The organism is Desmonostoc vinosum (assembly GCF_059505385.1).
Window position 1 is genome coordinate 1 of sequence record NZ_JCACKM010000171.1, and the last position, 14,344, is coordinate 14,344.

The window sequence follows — 14,344 nt, forward strand, 5'->3', positions numbered from 1 at the left end:
CCTTAAGGCGTGGGTTCCCTACTCCCTACTCCCACATCGCCACTCCCTCTGAATCATAGGTTTTGAATTCATTCTTAGCTTCCGAAAGAGATTTTAATTATCCATAAGATAGTTGGCATAATTAAATCAAAATTATAAATTAATTCATGTAGTTCTTAATTTTTAACTTTATATTACCCCCTTAGAGGGGTGAATTGAGATATATAAGAGTAATAAAGCAGTATTGGGATCATTACAGGGTAAGGATTATGGAAACACTGGATATTTCAGAAATCCAAGAGTTTGATCAGTTTCGCCATTTACAATCAACTTTACGCGATCGCTGGAAAACTATTGAGTTATTTGACAATAGCGAAGCAGATATTTTAATAGTTCCTTCCCTGAGTATTGACCAGCGCGAACTGCGAAAGATTGAAGGCTGTGAACATTATGAAGAAAGATTACTGTTTTCTTTGATGCGGTTGCGAAATCCTCGTACTAGATTAATTTATGTCACTTCAATGCCACTGCATCCCAGTATCATTGATTATTATCTACAACTATTGCCGGGAATTCCTTTCTCTCACGCTCGCAATCGCTTATTATTACTCTCAACCTACGATTCTTCACTTAAACCCCTCAGTCAAAAAATTTTAGAACGTCCTCGTTTATTAGAGCGGATTCATCAAGCTTTAAGACTAGATAAGGCATTTATGGCCTGTTACAATGCAACGTTTTTGGAAGCAGAATTATCGTTAAAATTAGGCGTGCCGCTATATGCTGCGGCACCAGATTTACAGATTTGGGGAACAAAAAGCGGTAGTCGGCAAATCTTTGCTGAAAGTGGAGTCCCACATCCAGATGGTAGCGAGAAAGTCTGGCATCCTCAAGATTTGGTAACTGCTGCTAATGATTTGTGGGAACGCCAACCCACACTACAAAAGATGGTGGTGAAACTCAATGAAGGTATTTCCGGAGAAGGAAATGCACTGCTAGACCTCAAACCAATCATGAATGTAGCACCAGGACACGGTTCTAGTGACCAGAGAGTGGCCGCAATTAGCGATCGCTTTGCTACAATGCGTTTTCAAGCTAAACAAGAAACTTGGGAAAACTTTTCTAAAAGGATTCCAGAGTTAGGGGCTATTGTAGAAGCTTTTGTAGAAGGAGAAATTAAGCGTTCGCCAAGTGTGCAAGGACGAATCACACCCAGCGGCGAAGTAGAAATCCTCTCAACCCATGACCAAATCCTCGGCGGGCCAGATGGTCAGATTTATCTTGGTTGTAAGTTTCCTGCCGATGAAAGCTATCGATTGCAATTGCAGCAATTAGGGTTACAAGTAGGGCGAAAACTGGCCCAGAAAGGGGCATTGGAACGCTTTGGTGTCGATTTTATCACCGTTGCCCAGGATAATGGCGACTGGGATATTCAGGCGATCGAAATTAACCTCCGCAAAGGTGGTACTACTCATCCCTTCATGACTTTGAAACTATTAACAACCGGTCGCTATGAACTTTCCACAGGGTTATTTTATAGTCAGCAAGGGCGTCCTAAATACTACATTGCTACTGATAACTTGCAAAAAGACCGCTATCAGGGATTATTGCCCAATGACTTAATGGATATCATCGCTCATCACAGGTTGCACTTTGACAGTGGCACTGAAACAGGCACAGTGTTTCATCTCATGGGTTGTCTTTCTCAGTTTGGCAAATTAGGATTAACCAGCATAGGTGATTCCCCACAACAAGCAGAAGACATTTATCACAAAGTCGTCAAAGTTTTGGATGCAGAAACCCGCAGCGACAATCATGATTTCCCCGTGTTCTCAGATTACTCCTTTCCCATGGCTTGGGACGGATATGGATATTAAATAATTCTACGAATCATTTTGACTTCCATGACTGCGAGGATCAGCTTGACTAGCTGCTGGTGCTACTGGAGTTGAGAATTTAGAAACTTGTCCACTAGTTTGAGCATAGGGTAGAGAGGAACCAGTTGCTAAAGCTTCTAAATTGCTGGCCATAATTACGCGGGGTTGATCGCCGATCGCTTGCGCTATGGTTTCCCCATTTTCACCCAAAAACACAAAATGTGGAATCCCATCCACTCGATATTTCAGCATCTCTGGCAACCACTTAGTATTGTCTACATTCAGCATGACAAAATTTAGCTTGTCAGCATACTGTTTTTCTAGTTCGGCGATACCTGGTGCCATTTTCTGACAGACAGTACACCAATCTGCATAAAACTCAACTAGAGATGGTTTACCGTTGGCAATAGCCACTTCTAGAGGTGTAGAAAGTTCAGCCAATTTGGGGAGAGAAGTTGATGTAGTTTCAGTTCGTAACCCTAAAAGTAGAGCTACACTAAGAGCGATCGCTACAATTGCTATTAAAAAATTTCTTACACGCTTGCCGGGTGTAGTTTCCGATTTTTCCAAAGAAGTAACAGGTGAGTCCATATTCATAGCAAATTTATTAAAACTTATTAAGCATTGCTATTGTTTAGTGTACCTCTTTCTCTCTGCGCCCCTGGCTATGGACACTTTGCTCAGCGGGTAAACCCCTAATCCTTGAACTAGCATGAGGATCAGGGAAACGCAAAGACGTGGAGAATCATTAATAACAATTCCCCATTACCCCTAATCCCCAATCCCCATCCTGTGAAAAAACGAGTCACACTTACCTTTCCTAAACGCGCCGTTCCGATGCCAGTCACTTACCTACTGGCAAAAGATTTCAATGTCGCTGCTAACATTATTCGTGCCCAGGTTGCTCCAAATCAAATTGGCAGATTAGTAGTAGAACTATCAGGAGACATTGATCAGTTGGATGCAGCCATTGAGTGGATGCGATCGCGGCATATCAATGTTTCTAATACTTTAGGCGAAATTGCAATCAATTCAGATGTGTGTGTCCACTGCGGTTTGTGTACTGGGGTTTGCCCTACTGAAGCCCTCAGCCTCAACCCTGAAACATATAAGCTGACTTTCACGCGATCGCGTTGCATCGTCTGTGAGCAGTGTATCCCCTCCTGTCCGGTGCAAGCAATCTCGACTAACCTGTAATGTTAATGGAGACGCAAAGACGTTTGGACGCGGTGAGACAGCGAGTAAAGGAGGGTTTCCCTCCGCAGGCGACTGCGTTAGCGAGCTTGCGAGCGTCACCCGAAGGGGGACGCGGAGAGTCCCTATAACTAAAGCTAGGGGATTCAAGCAAGGAAAACATTTTTTGCCTCCACGACTTTAGTCGGGGGCTTTTGACCAGTGCTTCGACCTTGAGAAGGGTCGCGCTCCGCGTCTTTGCGTCTCCCTCATTCCCCTAATTCGTCGGAGACCAAATAAAATCTCCTGTCTTGTTAATATAGCCAGCTTTACCTTCAACATATACCAATGCCAAATCTGACATGAAACTAAGAGCTATATCAAATTCGAGCGGGATAGCTATTTTTCCCTGGGAGTCAATGTAACCATACTTGTTGTCGATTTTGACAGCAGCTAGTCCTTGAGAAAAGCTGACTGCTTTATCAAACTGAGGTTTGATTACCATCTGGCCATTGGTGTTGATATAGCCGTACTTATCATCAATCCGAACTACTGCTAACCCTTCCGAAAATTCCCAAGCTTCAACAAACTGCGGTTTAACAATCAGCTTCCCAGATGGATTTATATAACCATATTTTTCGTTGAGTTTAACCGCTGCTCGCCCCAGAGAAAATTTCCAAGTTTCGTTAAATTGAGGTGTAATAACTTGTTGACCTTTAGAGTTAATATAACCCCATTTATTCCCAACTTGCACTGCTGCTAATTCTTGATTAAAGTGCAAAGCTCGCTCAAATTTTGGTTCAATTATTAGCTTTCCAGATATATCTATATAACCCCATTTACCCCCAACTTTAATTGCTGCTAGCCCTTCTGTAAATGCTAGAGCTTCCTCAAATTGTGGTTTAATAGCTACTTTGCCGGATGTGTCAATATAGCCATATTTGTAATCAACTAACACGAGCGCTAACTTATCTGAAAAAGCATAAGATAATCGAAATTGCGGTGGAATGACTGGTTTACCAGTTTGATCAATGTAGCCATACTGATCATCAATTTTGATCTGCGCTAAGCCATCAACAAAGTTCCAAGCTAAATCAAACTGTGGTTTTATGACTATCTTTCCTGTTTGATCGATAAAACCATACTTACCGTCTTGAATGATCCGAAATAATTGATTTTCTACTTGTTCTTGTTTGGATAATAAATTTTTTAGTTTAATATCTTGACTTGAAGCTTGAACTTGCTGGTATTGAATCCAAGTTATTCCACCAATAATACTTAGACAAAGCAGGAAGTAAATGCTTTTGTTCACCTTGAGCCTCAAATAATTCTTATGTGTATCCCAAACTGAATTTAGAATTTACCGCGTATGGACGTTAAATTGCAACATATTCATGAAGAAGGGGATAGGGAACAGGTGAAGTCTTGGGAGTTAGTAGGGTGCGTCAGTACGAATAATTTCTAGGTAAGTTAAGGCTTTCTTAAACTGACGCACCCTACATATTAAATATTTTTTTATTTTAAAGTCCCTAATGCAATAGATTATTAAAGACTAAATCTGTTGTAGTCAAGTTGGCTTTTATGTCTTGGGATAGATGTTGCGGAAATGACGATTGACTTATTGTGATGATGAAGCAGTCTGTGTACGTTTAGAGTAGTTCTTTTAAGTATAAATAGAAACTGCAATTCCTGCGTAAATATCAGACACATCAGGAGTTGTTTAATTCGGTAAAAGCGTAATAGGCGATCGCTAAACTAACCTTCGCTTGTTCGATTTCTGATAAAGCTACCCACTCACGATGATCTAGATTGCTAACTACAGATGCTACACTTTGCTGTTCACGACTCCGCATAGCGTAAGCAAAAGGTCGAGCTAAGACTAATAAATCTTCTGTACCCCAGGTCGGTAATACAGTCTGTACACACTCTACAAGTTGTTCGCCGATTGATTGCCCAGAAGCAAACATCTCAGCTGCTTTCTGAGCGATCGCGTTGAGCCACGTTTGAGGAATACATGCAGGAAATGTAGTATGTAAAGTTTCTTGAAGATTAAGTACTAACGCTTGTTTTGTAATACGCTTGTCTTGTATTGTATTATCAATATGAGACCAAAGTTGATCCAAATGATTGTAAAAAGTTTGCGATCGCGTTGTCAGTTCATCTTCAATAGAATCTTGTTTGACGAACTGCTGTTCTAGTTCATGAAAATAGGCTTCTGATTCCTCATCTCCTGGATTCCAGGGATACGTGGCGTCTTCTGCTTCTAGAAGTGCTTTTAATATTTCTAAATCTACTTGAAATGTGTCTACTCGATTAATTTGGTTAGTCATTTGTTGCCTCACGATTAATTAGCGGTACTGACAGCTACAACTACAAGAATAAGATTTCCGCAAATAATTGTCTTGAAAATGGGGAGTAGCGGAGCCACTGCGGTCTTGGGGTCTCCTCAAGTGGAGCAACTGCCGTCAAGTGGCGTAGTAGGAAACTGGTTTCATGTGTTTGGTGGTTTATCTTAGATGTTAGGAATCTTCAATCATAAACTCCCAAGTTTCACCTCTAGCACTACCAAACTTTAACTGCATTCCCGATTTTAGAGGTACTTCCTCGCGGAGGATTTGTTGCCATCCATTAGGACCTAAAAACCAAGTCGTGCCGTAGGTAGAGAAATCTTGTAAGTAATAGGTTCGCACCAGTGTAGCATCTGTAAGAGTATTGCGACAGAATATTTCGGCGTGGCGCTTAGAGACCGATGGTTCTGGGATGACAATATCATTATCTTTTGTTCGACCAATGCGGTTGACTCCAGAACGCACCACCCAAATTGTCCCTTCTGGAGAGAGCGATCGCAAACTTGCAGCCGGGGGTGGGATAGTAAAATCTGGAATCACAGTGTCTGGTAGTTCTGTAATTCCTTCGTCAAAGGTTTTAATCAGTTCGCCATTAAAATCTGGGTGCAAATACAGAACTGGCAAAGTCCAGGCGGGTTGATTAAATTTATAAACTGTTAATAGTTCTTGCCTAGCCAAGGCCACAGCCTCATCGATTGGTTTGCGCGATCGCAAAGCCTCAGTAAAGGTTTGAATAAAACTATGGCTTTCATGGTCAGCGATTTCATCGCGCATTCCCAAAATAGCGGGTACACCATGGCGAATTAGAACTTCTGCCAAACTGCTGGCGGGTATAGCTTGGTGATTGATAGCGGCTGGTTGTGCCCCCCAACAGGCGTTAAACACTGCCAGCTTGACTCCTGTACGTGTTAATACTTGTGCCAATTCTATGCCATTGAGAGTCATGTCTGAGCGCAAAAACAGTAATCCGCCATCGGGGCCTGGTAAACCATGACCTGCATAAAAGAAAACATTATGTGCTTTAGTTTCTAACTCTTGAATTAACTCTTGCGGTGTTGGTTGCAGCAGTGTCTTGACTACACAGGGGGCATATTTTTGGGAATTGCTATTTCCTGGCTCTGGCTGTGCAAGGGTTTGCTGTAAGATAGTGGCTTCTTGTTCTAATTGCAGATTTTCATTATGACCTAAAACCAGGAGAATGCTTAAAGCTTTGTCGCTTCGCAAATAGGGCAGTGGTTCAACTTCGCTGGTGGTACGACTAAAAAGTAAATCTTGAGAAATAGACATGGCCGATTGACCAGGCTCACGCTGCATAATTTCCCAAGGTAAGGCAATCAGATCTGGGTCGCGGATTTCTAGCCGAAAGCGTAAACGTGTGTGCCGACCCATAGCAATGCCGCGACTGCGTTCTAGACTACCGAGAATTGGCCCATCAAATACCCAGCGCCATAAACTCATGCCCAAGTATTGCATCAGGCGACTACTGTAAGGGCCGGTGGGTTGGGTAGCAGCAGGAGAACTGAAATCTACAGATAATGGAGTTGTCCGTTGAGAAGTTGTGCTGCGGGAAATTTCTAAAGCGCTGGTGCCTGTAAACATTTGCTGCCATTCACGCCAGACTTGAGTTAATTCTATAGGCCAAACACAGTCACGGAGAACATAGCCACTGGGATAGGGAGCTTTGACCACCCAAATGGCGAAGTTGTCATTGCCAGTGTTTATGAGACGGGCGATCGCCAGGTTGAGGGATGGCATGGATTCTTTAAATTAAAGACTAAAAAAAAATAATTTTAAATACAATTTTTTAACGTGACAATTGTGTTGATTTTAATTTTGGTTACTACCTGTATTATTTCAGGTTTTTACCAGTTTATCGAGTATTTGTCTGGGTTGGACTAGGGACAATTGGTGGAGTAACTGTCGATGAGGCAGAAGTACAAAAGTTTGTTTCATTTTCTGGTAAAACAGTGGCACCAGAGCGCTTGAGTTGCAAGGAATTAAGCGTTACTGTTTCATCTTTTGGAGGTGAGGGCAGTTGATTATCTGTATCTACTAGTGGAGGTGGTGCTTGGTTAGGACAGACACGTAAATCCACTAAAAAGTCTTCAGGGACTGATTGAGGCTTGGGTTTTTTCTTGATAACTTCAAAAACAGTACCAGGAGGAAAAGATTTATCTTTGCTCAAGACTAATTCGCGGGTAGTTTTAATTACCAGTCCTGGTGCTAGTAGGCTCGCTAGCGATCGCGGTGCTGGTGTTGTGGCACTAGTTGGTTGTCTGGTGGGTGTGGGATCGCCAGCAAATGGATTTATATTTATCAGCCCCTGACGCACAGAATATACAATCGCCCAAGCTCCAACTCCTAATATGATCGGAACTATGATTGTTAGCGGTAATCGATAGATGATACCAGGTTTGTTTTCTGGAACTATCTGAGTTTTTTGGCTGGCTTTGCCTATTTGTGTTTTACTTGAGCCTCTGAGGGAAAAATCAGCCGTTTTCATGGCTGAAGCTTCGGGAATCACAGTCTTAATAGTGATCTCTGGTTCCCAATATTGGACTTGATAGTGTACTAAAGCGATGGTGACATTATCGTGTCCATTTCTGGTGTTGGCGATTTCGACTAGTCTGTTAACGACGCTTGTTAAATCAGCTTCTTGAGTCAGAATTGGCAGAATTTCCGTTTCCCAGTACTCATCAACGCGGTCAAAATCGCTAAAACCATCAGATGTGAGCAGAAACACAGCATCTTCGTCAAGCATAAATCTTGCCGATGTGGGATGTAACGAGCTACTCGGCCCCATTCCCAAAGCTTGGACGAGAGAACCAGATGCGCTTTGTTGTAAAGCCTCGCGGTAGATGGAATAACCTAGCCGCACTTCCCTAGAGGCGACATCATCATCAAGAGTTACTTGGTAACAACCTTGGCGCGTAATCCAGTAAGCGCGACTATCACCAACGTGGGTGATATACATTTCATGAGCCACGGGTAAGGCCATGACTAAGGTTGTACCCATGCGTTGACGCCCTTGACGATTTTCACCATCATTGCGCTGACTAATTTTGTCGTTGGCTGCTGCTACGGCCAAGTCTAAGTCATTGAGTAACAACGATGGGTCAATGTGGTCGTAGGGAACTTTTGTTAATTGTTGTACCTGTTGTTGAATTGTTTCGATCGCTAAATTTGATGCCACATTGCCACCTTCGTGTCCACCAATGCCATCGCAGACGATCGCCAAGGCTGTTGGCTGTGGGGGTTTGCTCACCAGCGTACCACTGGGAGGATAACAGGAATCTTCGTTGCGTTGGCGACTAGGCCCGGTGTCCGTTTTAGTAATAATTTTAATTGTGGGTGTTTGCGATCGCCCCAACTCTGCTAACCCACCATCCAAAGCTGCAATTAATTGTTCGGCTGAGTTAATCTTGCCCTCAATCAACGAATTACTAATTTGGCTGAGAAAGTTTTGGATAGCTGGCTTGGCATCGTTGAGCAGTTGCTGCCAAAATTCACCTAACTGGGGTAGTCCTGGGGCCGTTTCCGAGTCAAAGCGCAATTCCAACAAGCGCACTAACGACCCTTCTGTTCGCAATAAATGAGGTGTCAGCAAGCTAGAAGCGACACCTTCACTTGCAAGAGGTTGCCACAAATTTGCTAATTGCCATAGCCAATTGAGTTGGCGCATGGATGTTGCATCACGCCAAGCAGTAGTTAATTCAGTACCTAAGCGTACTTGCTGTGTCGGATCATCTGTGAACAGCGGTGGTTTTTCTAACAATAATATGTCTCGATGGGAGGAACCATCATTCCAAGACAGCAATCCATAGACCTGTGGAACATGTAAGCGATAAGGAATCAGCCGCAGATAAGTTCTTACTATCTGCAAATTATCTAACTCAGATGGTTGGGGTAAAAAACCAGGCTTGGTATCTAAAAGCAGAGATTGATTGATAATTAGATAGCGATCGGCTAATGATTCTCCAGGTTTACCCACACTCAAATCATCTACCACAGCCCAGAGGTAAATTTTGGGTAGGGATGTGGAGCATCGCTGGCAAAACTTGTGAGTCAGGGGGTTAGCAGCCTGACAATTTTCATTTGGGCAGAAAAGCGTTGCCGCGTCATTTTCCATAATGTTCGCACCGATCAGCGATTGGCAATTTCTTTAAAAGCATTGGTAGCGGCAATTTAAACCGCAGATTTTTATTGAACTTGACTTATCCAAATTGTGGATCATCATTTTAACTGGTAGATTTCAGCAGAGGTTAATGCTCGTTTGCTTACTTATCCAAACAATACACTCCTAAGTCAACCCTACAGCCTCATCATAGCCTCAATTGCTCTATGACTCTCCATCAGGGGAGCAACTAATTCTAACCCTGTCATCAAAATATAACTCCAGAACATTTGTGGTATTTGTTTTTGCTAAATTACCTTATTATCAACCAACAGATAGTGTTGTCATCAGAAATTTGGTTATGGGCAGGTTTTTTAGATTTCGCGTTTTGATCGACGCAGGGACGCGGGGATAGGGAGACGCAAAGAAAGATTTTGGAACGAGAAAATAGGCTTTTTCAGACTGAATATGAAAAACCTACCCTTGAAAGGGGAGATGAGGGGGATGCACTTCGACTTCGCTCAGTGACCGGGGGATGAGGGGGAAAATTTCTCTATTGTCCGCGCGTCCCCGCGTCCCCAATCCCCAATCCCCAAATAGTTATATCAGTACTTTTCTCGGTACATGATTTACAAAATTTAACTGATTGCTGCAAAATTCTTTCAAAGATTAAGTTTTCGTGCTAGTATGCGTGGACGTTCTGATAGCAAGTCGGTTTTGAATCCCTACTCTTTAAAAAAGAGTACAAATATTACATGTCAAGTTGAAGCCTAAAAAAGCAATCTATGCTTACGAAATCCCTTATCTGAAAGTGGGAAATAAAATCTGAAAAAAAGTTGAATTTAGCAATTTTATTAAGTAAAAATCTTGGCAGTTTGTGATAAAATCTACTTCCCTAGCAATTTGGAAATGGAACAAATAAAGTCATAAAAGTTAAAACTTACTTAGGCATTTAGGCAAATATCAGATTTTTTCATCCAGGTTTCAAGAATCAAGGGTTAATAGTCTAAAGATGAAACTAAAACACCCCCTTGCCAGTCAACATTATTCTCATGCTATCTACCCATTGGCGATCGCACCCGTAACCAGCCAAAATTAAGGATATAGAGGTGTAGGGTATAAGGGTGGAAAGGGAACTGATTTAAGTCCCCTACACCCTGACACTCCTAGTTTGCTGAGAGCTAACTTTCAACTGCAACCTGGGGAAGTCCCATACTGTAGTTGTTGACGCGGGCTGAGAGATTATAGCTGACTTCGCCTTTTTGCAGAAGCGATCGCAGATAATGCTCTAAGTCCGACCCAATACGGCGTAGATTATAGTCTGTTAAGTCTGCACCGCTAGATGCTTCTACCAGTTCATCAAACCTTCGATAAATCTTTTGCAGTGCATCTTCATTCCAGTTAAATTCGTTGTCAGGGTCAATATCTAACGTTAAGACCTGATTACTAGGAACCAATTCGCCATCCCGGTCAATTTCAGCCGCAAAAATGCGAATATGTCGGGTCGTGGACTTGAGCAGCATCGGGTTGTCCATAAGAATGTGTAGAATTTGGGTGAATTGCACTGAAATCATTGTAAACGCTATGAGGGAGCAGGGAGCAGGGGGCAGGGGAGACGCGGGGACGTGGGGACGCGGGGACGTGGGGACGCGGGGACGCGGGGACGCGGGGACGCAAAGAAGCAAACAGAGATACGCACCATTCCCCATTCCCAATTCCCCATTTCCAGGTTGATGTAGCCATCAAAATGAGGACACTTACGTGTGGGTATCTCCCCCAAGGAGAAAGCAGTCATTATCTGAGTCGGGAGACTTTAACAGTAGTGCTGTTTTATCGCGCCTGCCAGGGCGTAAAATCTCAAAAACCCACAAAGAGTGAATTTCTCCCTGTCTCCTTAACCTGCTCTACGTCTCAACTTAGGGGAAAAAAGTATTAAACCTTTATTTTGGTGAAAGACTTGACACAAATAAATTGAGCCTATGCTATGTTGTCTACCACAACAAAAAATTTAGCTTTAATAACTTTGCTGATAAATGTTTATTAAATTTGCCGATGAAAAAAACGTACATCTAGTAATTTTACGGAGTGATGCTACACCGACCTCTGGCTCTAATTCAATGAAAAAAAACCAGCGTTTTTACTTACGTATAAACACCAAAAAAACAGTAACAAGCCAAACTGTTGTTGACGTTTAGATAAAGTTGATGTAAAAACCTTTAAAAAGGTCGAACAAGTTCTTACAGAAACTTTATTGTATAGAATCTTAAAAACTGAATAATAGTTATGGCTTGCCTAAGCTACATCTAGCACAGGAACATCAAAATCTAGGCATAAAAAGTCTAGAGAGAAAAAAACACCAGAGAGGGAAATAGAAGACAAATGTGGTGGATAAAGAAAAAATCTTAATTCAAACACTTTGGATTCAAAAAAAATATACATAATTTTGGCTGGAGATCTACCTCCTTACCCTCATGACCACCAAGTAAAGGAATCCTAATAAGCTATGAACTCCAAAGCATTACCACGCCAAATAAACAATCTTGATGTAGGTGTTTATGAGTGCGAAATACATCTAAAATTCCGGTTGATTGAGGAAAAAAGTCTCCTGGGCGATCGCGAGCAACTCTTACAGGTGCTACTTGATGCTTTGACTGAGGGGTCTGACGACTTTCTAGAAACGCTGCAAGCGTCTGTCAAAGCACAAGAAGTATCTGAGTTTAAAGCCTCGCCTCAAATGCGACGCCAACTCATGCGCTTGCGTAATGTTGTTGATAATACTCAATAATTAAAGTTAAAGGTGTATTTAAGTAATTGCAAATCGTCAACTAAACATCAAATGGTCAATTGTTGTTCAGTCTGTCCATTTGCTTATATACTTCCACCACAAGTTAGCTCATATACCCATGTGAGGAATCGTACCAATTTGAAAAAAGAATGTGACAGATAGATCATTTTAGAGACGTTACGATGTAACGTCTCTAAAATGAGAATCATTTAAAAGGGAATAAAAAGAGTATTTAGGAAAACTGTTCCCTCTCAAACAAGTATGTTTTGTGTTGCTGCCAACAGATGTTGATGAACCGATTTTGAGGTGGCTATTATTAATCCAGGTAAACTATAGTCTTTGCAAGTAGATAACGGTGGTGGGGTTGAACCATCTAGAGTGGTGACGATACAACCAGCCTCTCTGGCGATGAAGGCGAGTGCTGCACCATCAATAAATTTTCCCGATCTGATGATAGCTCCACTCAAGTCACCGCTGAGGATACTGTTAAGATTGGGAATTTGCACGTTACTAGAATAATCAGCCGCTACATCGATTATTTGATAGTGTTCTTTAAGGGCGATCGCGATCGCACTCATTCCCCAACCCAACAACACGGTAGGATGAGCAGATGTGATTTGCATCGGGGTACAGGCTTCTAAGTTCATCTCCAAGGTTCCCCTAAAAGCACCTTCACCCCGCAGAGCATAAAAATAAATATTTTGGGCAGGAGAAATAGCCAGTACTGCCTCAAAGTCATCTGAATTGAGAATACTGAGAATAATCTGGTAGTTGGAATGTCCATCCATGTAAAACTGTGTACCGTCAATCGGGTCGAGAGTGACTAGATAATCACCTGCCGAACCCAGTTCAGTAGCACGAAAATACTTAGTATTGCGAGAATTTTCATATTCTTCGCCATAAAAGCGAATATCAGGAAAACAACCCAGTAATACTACTTCCACTAAATTTTGAATAGCTAAATCTGCGTCAGTTAGTGCCGCAGCAAAAAAATTGTCTGCGCCTTTAGCGGGAAGCACAGCAATTTTGGGCTGGAGTGAGCGTGCGTAAGCTGCTGCTACTCTCAGATGAGGGAGTAAAGTTTCCAAAATTAGACGAGTGGTTGGTCTTGTAGGCATTTTGGGAAACTCCTTTGAGAAACAAAATTACTCACTCATAGTAATTTAACTACAGTAGAATTCAGGAGGAAGCACTACCTCGTCTTAGCAAAATGCTGAAAGCCCAAAGGTAATAGTGTGATTAATAAATACCCAACCATGCACGTTGTCAACTTGCTCAGAAGATCGCTTACATTAGCGATCGCTATTGGAGGATTCACTGCTCAGATGTCTCAAGCAGTGCAGCTTAGAGATGGTAAAATCTACTTTGTCCAACCACCAAGCCTGATTGCAGCGACAACAACTTACAAAGAAGTGAATGCTTGGGGCGCTACTTACTATTTTACTATCAACTTGCCGGAGAATGCCGGAGAATCCCTTCAGAAGGTAACAATTACACAGCGCGAGGGAGTAGAAAATATTCACTACAACCTTAAAGATACTCGCGCATTTGGAGAAACACGCGATCGTAAAAAAATACCACTGACACTAGGGCCTGTCACCAGAGAAAGCAAAACACGGTCAGTTTCTGTAACTTTTGATCCACCAGTGACACCGGGACAAAAAATCACCATAGGTTTGCGTCCAATCAAAAACCCCAGCTTTTCCGGCGTTTACCTATTGGGAGTCACAGCATTTCCAGTTGGCGAAAAATCCCACGGACAATTTATAGGTTTTGGGCGGCTTCACTTCTATGGTTATGGAAGATATTGGTTTCCATAGACAGTTGTTTTGGGAATTGGGAATTGTCATTTGTTATTATATTCCCCGCTTCCCCCTACCCTTCTCCTATCGGAGACGCTGCGCGAACGGGAACGCTTTCAGCGAACGGGTTCGCAGTCGCCTGCGGAGGGAAACCCTCCTTTACTCGCTGTCTCACCGCGTCACCCCCTCTGCGCGTCTTCCTCAGTCCCCAAGTTTTGACACTCCCGGAATTAGAAATTCGGAGATTCTTGCTTCACGGGGATTCCAAT

The 14,344-nt window shown here is 42.5% G+C and carries 11 protein-coding genes; 4 read left to right on the top strand and 7 right to left on the bottom strand.

All coding sequences use genetic code 11. The annotated features are described in order from the left end of the window. Window positions 1-248: 248 nt before the first annotated feature. Window positions 249-1,853, top strand: coding sequence for a peptide ligase PGM1-related protein (locus AC5JMF_RS22640; protein WP_495797966.1), 1,605 nt, complete (start codon window positions 249-251; stop codon window positions 1,851-1,853). A gap of 6 nt (window positions 1,854-1,859) precedes the next feature. Here the strand turns inward: AC5JMF_RS22640 and AC5JMF_RS22645 are convergent, their stop codons facing one another. Beyond that, window positions 1,860-2,450, bottom strand: coding sequence for a thioredoxin family protein (locus tag AC5JMF_RS22645; protein ID WP_495797967.1), 591 nt, complete (start codon window positions 2,448-2,450; stop codon window positions 1,860-1,862). Between the two features lie 195 nt (window positions 2,451-2,645). Here AC5JMF_RS22645 and AC5JMF_RS22650 point away from each other — a divergent pair, with 195 nt between their 5' ends. After that, window positions 2,646-3,050: an NIL domain-containing protein gene (locus AC5JMF_RS22650; RefSeq protein ID WP_495797968.1), complete on the top strand. Its 405-nt coding sequence runs from the start codon at window positions 2,646-2,648 to the stop codon at window positions 3,048-3,050. A gap of 253 nt (window positions 3,051-3,303) precedes the next feature. Here the strand turns inward: AC5JMF_RS22650 and AC5JMF_RS22655 are convergent, their stop codons facing one another. The 5 genes from AC5JMF_RS22655 to AC5JMF_RS22675 all read right to left on the bottom strand — a co-directional run bounded on the left by AC5JMF_RS22655 (window position 3,304) and on the right by AC5JMF_RS22675 (window position 11,023). Beyond that, a complete protein-coding gene (locus AC5JMF_RS22655; RefSeq protein ID WP_495797969.1) occupies window positions 3,304-4,338 on the bottom strand; it encodes a WG repeat-containing protein in 1,035 nt (344 codons plus the stop codon). A gap of 397 nt (window positions 4,339-4,735) precedes the next feature. After that, window positions 4,736-5,356, bottom strand: coding sequence for a hypothetical protein (locus tag AC5JMF_RS22660; protein WP_495797970.1), 621 nt, complete (start codon window positions 5,354-5,356; stop codon window positions 4,736-4,738). 189 nt (window positions 5,357-5,545) lie between these two features. Continuing rightward, window positions 5,546-7,129, bottom strand: coding sequence for a CHAT domain-containing protein (locus AC5JMF_RS22665; protein WP_495797971.1), 1,584 nt, complete (start codon window positions 7,127-7,129; stop codon window positions 5,546-5,548). A gap of 115 nt (window positions 7,130-7,244) precedes the next feature. After that, window positions 7,245-9,503, bottom strand: coding sequence for a protein phosphatase 2C domain-containing protein (locus tag AC5JMF_RS22670; RefSeq protein ID WP_495797972.1), 2,259 nt, complete (start codon window positions 9,501-9,503; stop codon window positions 7,245-7,247). 1,166 nt (window positions 9,504-10,669) lie between these two features. Next, window positions 10,670-11,023: an NAD(P)H-quinone oxidoreductase subunit M gene (locus AC5JMF_RS22675; protein WP_495797975.1), complete on the bottom strand. Its 354-nt coding sequence runs from the start codon at window positions 11,021-11,023 to the stop codon at window positions 10,670-10,672. Window positions 11,024-11,991: 968 nt separating this feature from the next. On the opposite strand from AC5JMF_RS22675, the gene AC5JMF_RS22680 reads away from it, so the two are divergent. After that, on the top strand, window positions 11,992-12,273 hold the full coding sequence (locus AC5JMF_RS22680) for an Npun_R1517 family heterocyst differentiation transcriptional regulator (RefSeq protein WP_495797973.1): 282 nt from the start codon (window positions 11,992-11,994) through the stop codon (window positions 12,271-12,273). A gap of 251 nt (window positions 12,274-12,524) precedes the next feature. On the opposite strand, the gene AC5JMF_RS22685 is transcribed toward AC5JMF_RS22680, so the two are convergent. Next, a complete protein-coding gene (locus AC5JMF_RS22685) occupies window positions 12,525-13,391 on the bottom strand; it encodes an inositol monophosphatase family protein (protein WP_495797974.1) in 867 nt (288 codons plus the stop codon). 138 nt (window positions 13,392-13,529) lie between these two features. Here AC5JMF_RS22685 and AC5JMF_RS22690 point away from each other — a divergent pair, with 138 nt between their 5' ends. Beyond that, window positions 13,530-14,093, top strand: coding sequence for a DUF2808 domain-containing protein (locus AC5JMF_RS22690; RefSeq protein WP_495797976.1), 564 nt, complete (start codon window positions 13,530-13,532; stop codon window positions 14,091-14,093). The last annotated feature ends 251 nt before the right edge of the window (window positions 14,094-14,344 follow it).

Excerpts from the sequence above, each read along its gene's own strand:
- AC5JMF_RS22690 (WP_495797976.1), top strand. The coding sequence starts at position 13,530 with ATGCACGTTGTCAACTTGCTCAGAAGATCGCTTACATTAGCGATCGCT.
- AC5JMF_RS22670 (WP_495797972.1), bottom strand. The coding sequence starts at position 9,503 with ATGGAAAATGACGCGGCAACGCTTTTCTGCCCAAATGAAAATTGTCAG.
- AC5JMF_RS22665 (WP_495797971.1), bottom strand. The coding sequence starts at position 7,129 with ATGCCATCCCTCAACCTGGCGATCGCCCGTCTCATAAACACTGGCAAT.
- AC5JMF_RS22680 (WP_495797973.1), top strand. The coding sequence starts at position 11,992 with ATGAACTCCAAAGCATTACCACGCCAAATAAACAATCTTGATGTAGGT.
- AC5JMF_RS22660 (WP_495797970.1), bottom strand. The coding sequence starts at position 5,356 with ATGACTAACCAAATTAATCGAGTAGACACATTTCAAGTAGATTTAGAA.
- AC5JMF_RS22685 (WP_495797974.1), bottom strand. The coding sequence starts at position 13,391 with ATGCCTACAAGACCAACCACTCGTCTAATTTTGGAAACTTTACTCCCT.
- AC5JMF_RS22640 (WP_495797966.1), top strand. The coding sequence starts at position 249 with ATGGAAACACTGGATATTTCAGAAATCCAAGAGTTTGATCAGTTTCGC.
- AC5JMF_RS22645 (WP_495797967.1), bottom strand. The coding sequence starts at position 2,450 with ATGAATATGGACTCACCTGTTACTTCTTTGGAAAAATCGGAAACTACA.
- AC5JMF_RS22675 (WP_495797975.1), bottom strand. The coding sequence starts at position 11,023 with ATGGACAACCCGATGCTGCTCAAGTCCACGACCCGACATATTCGCATT.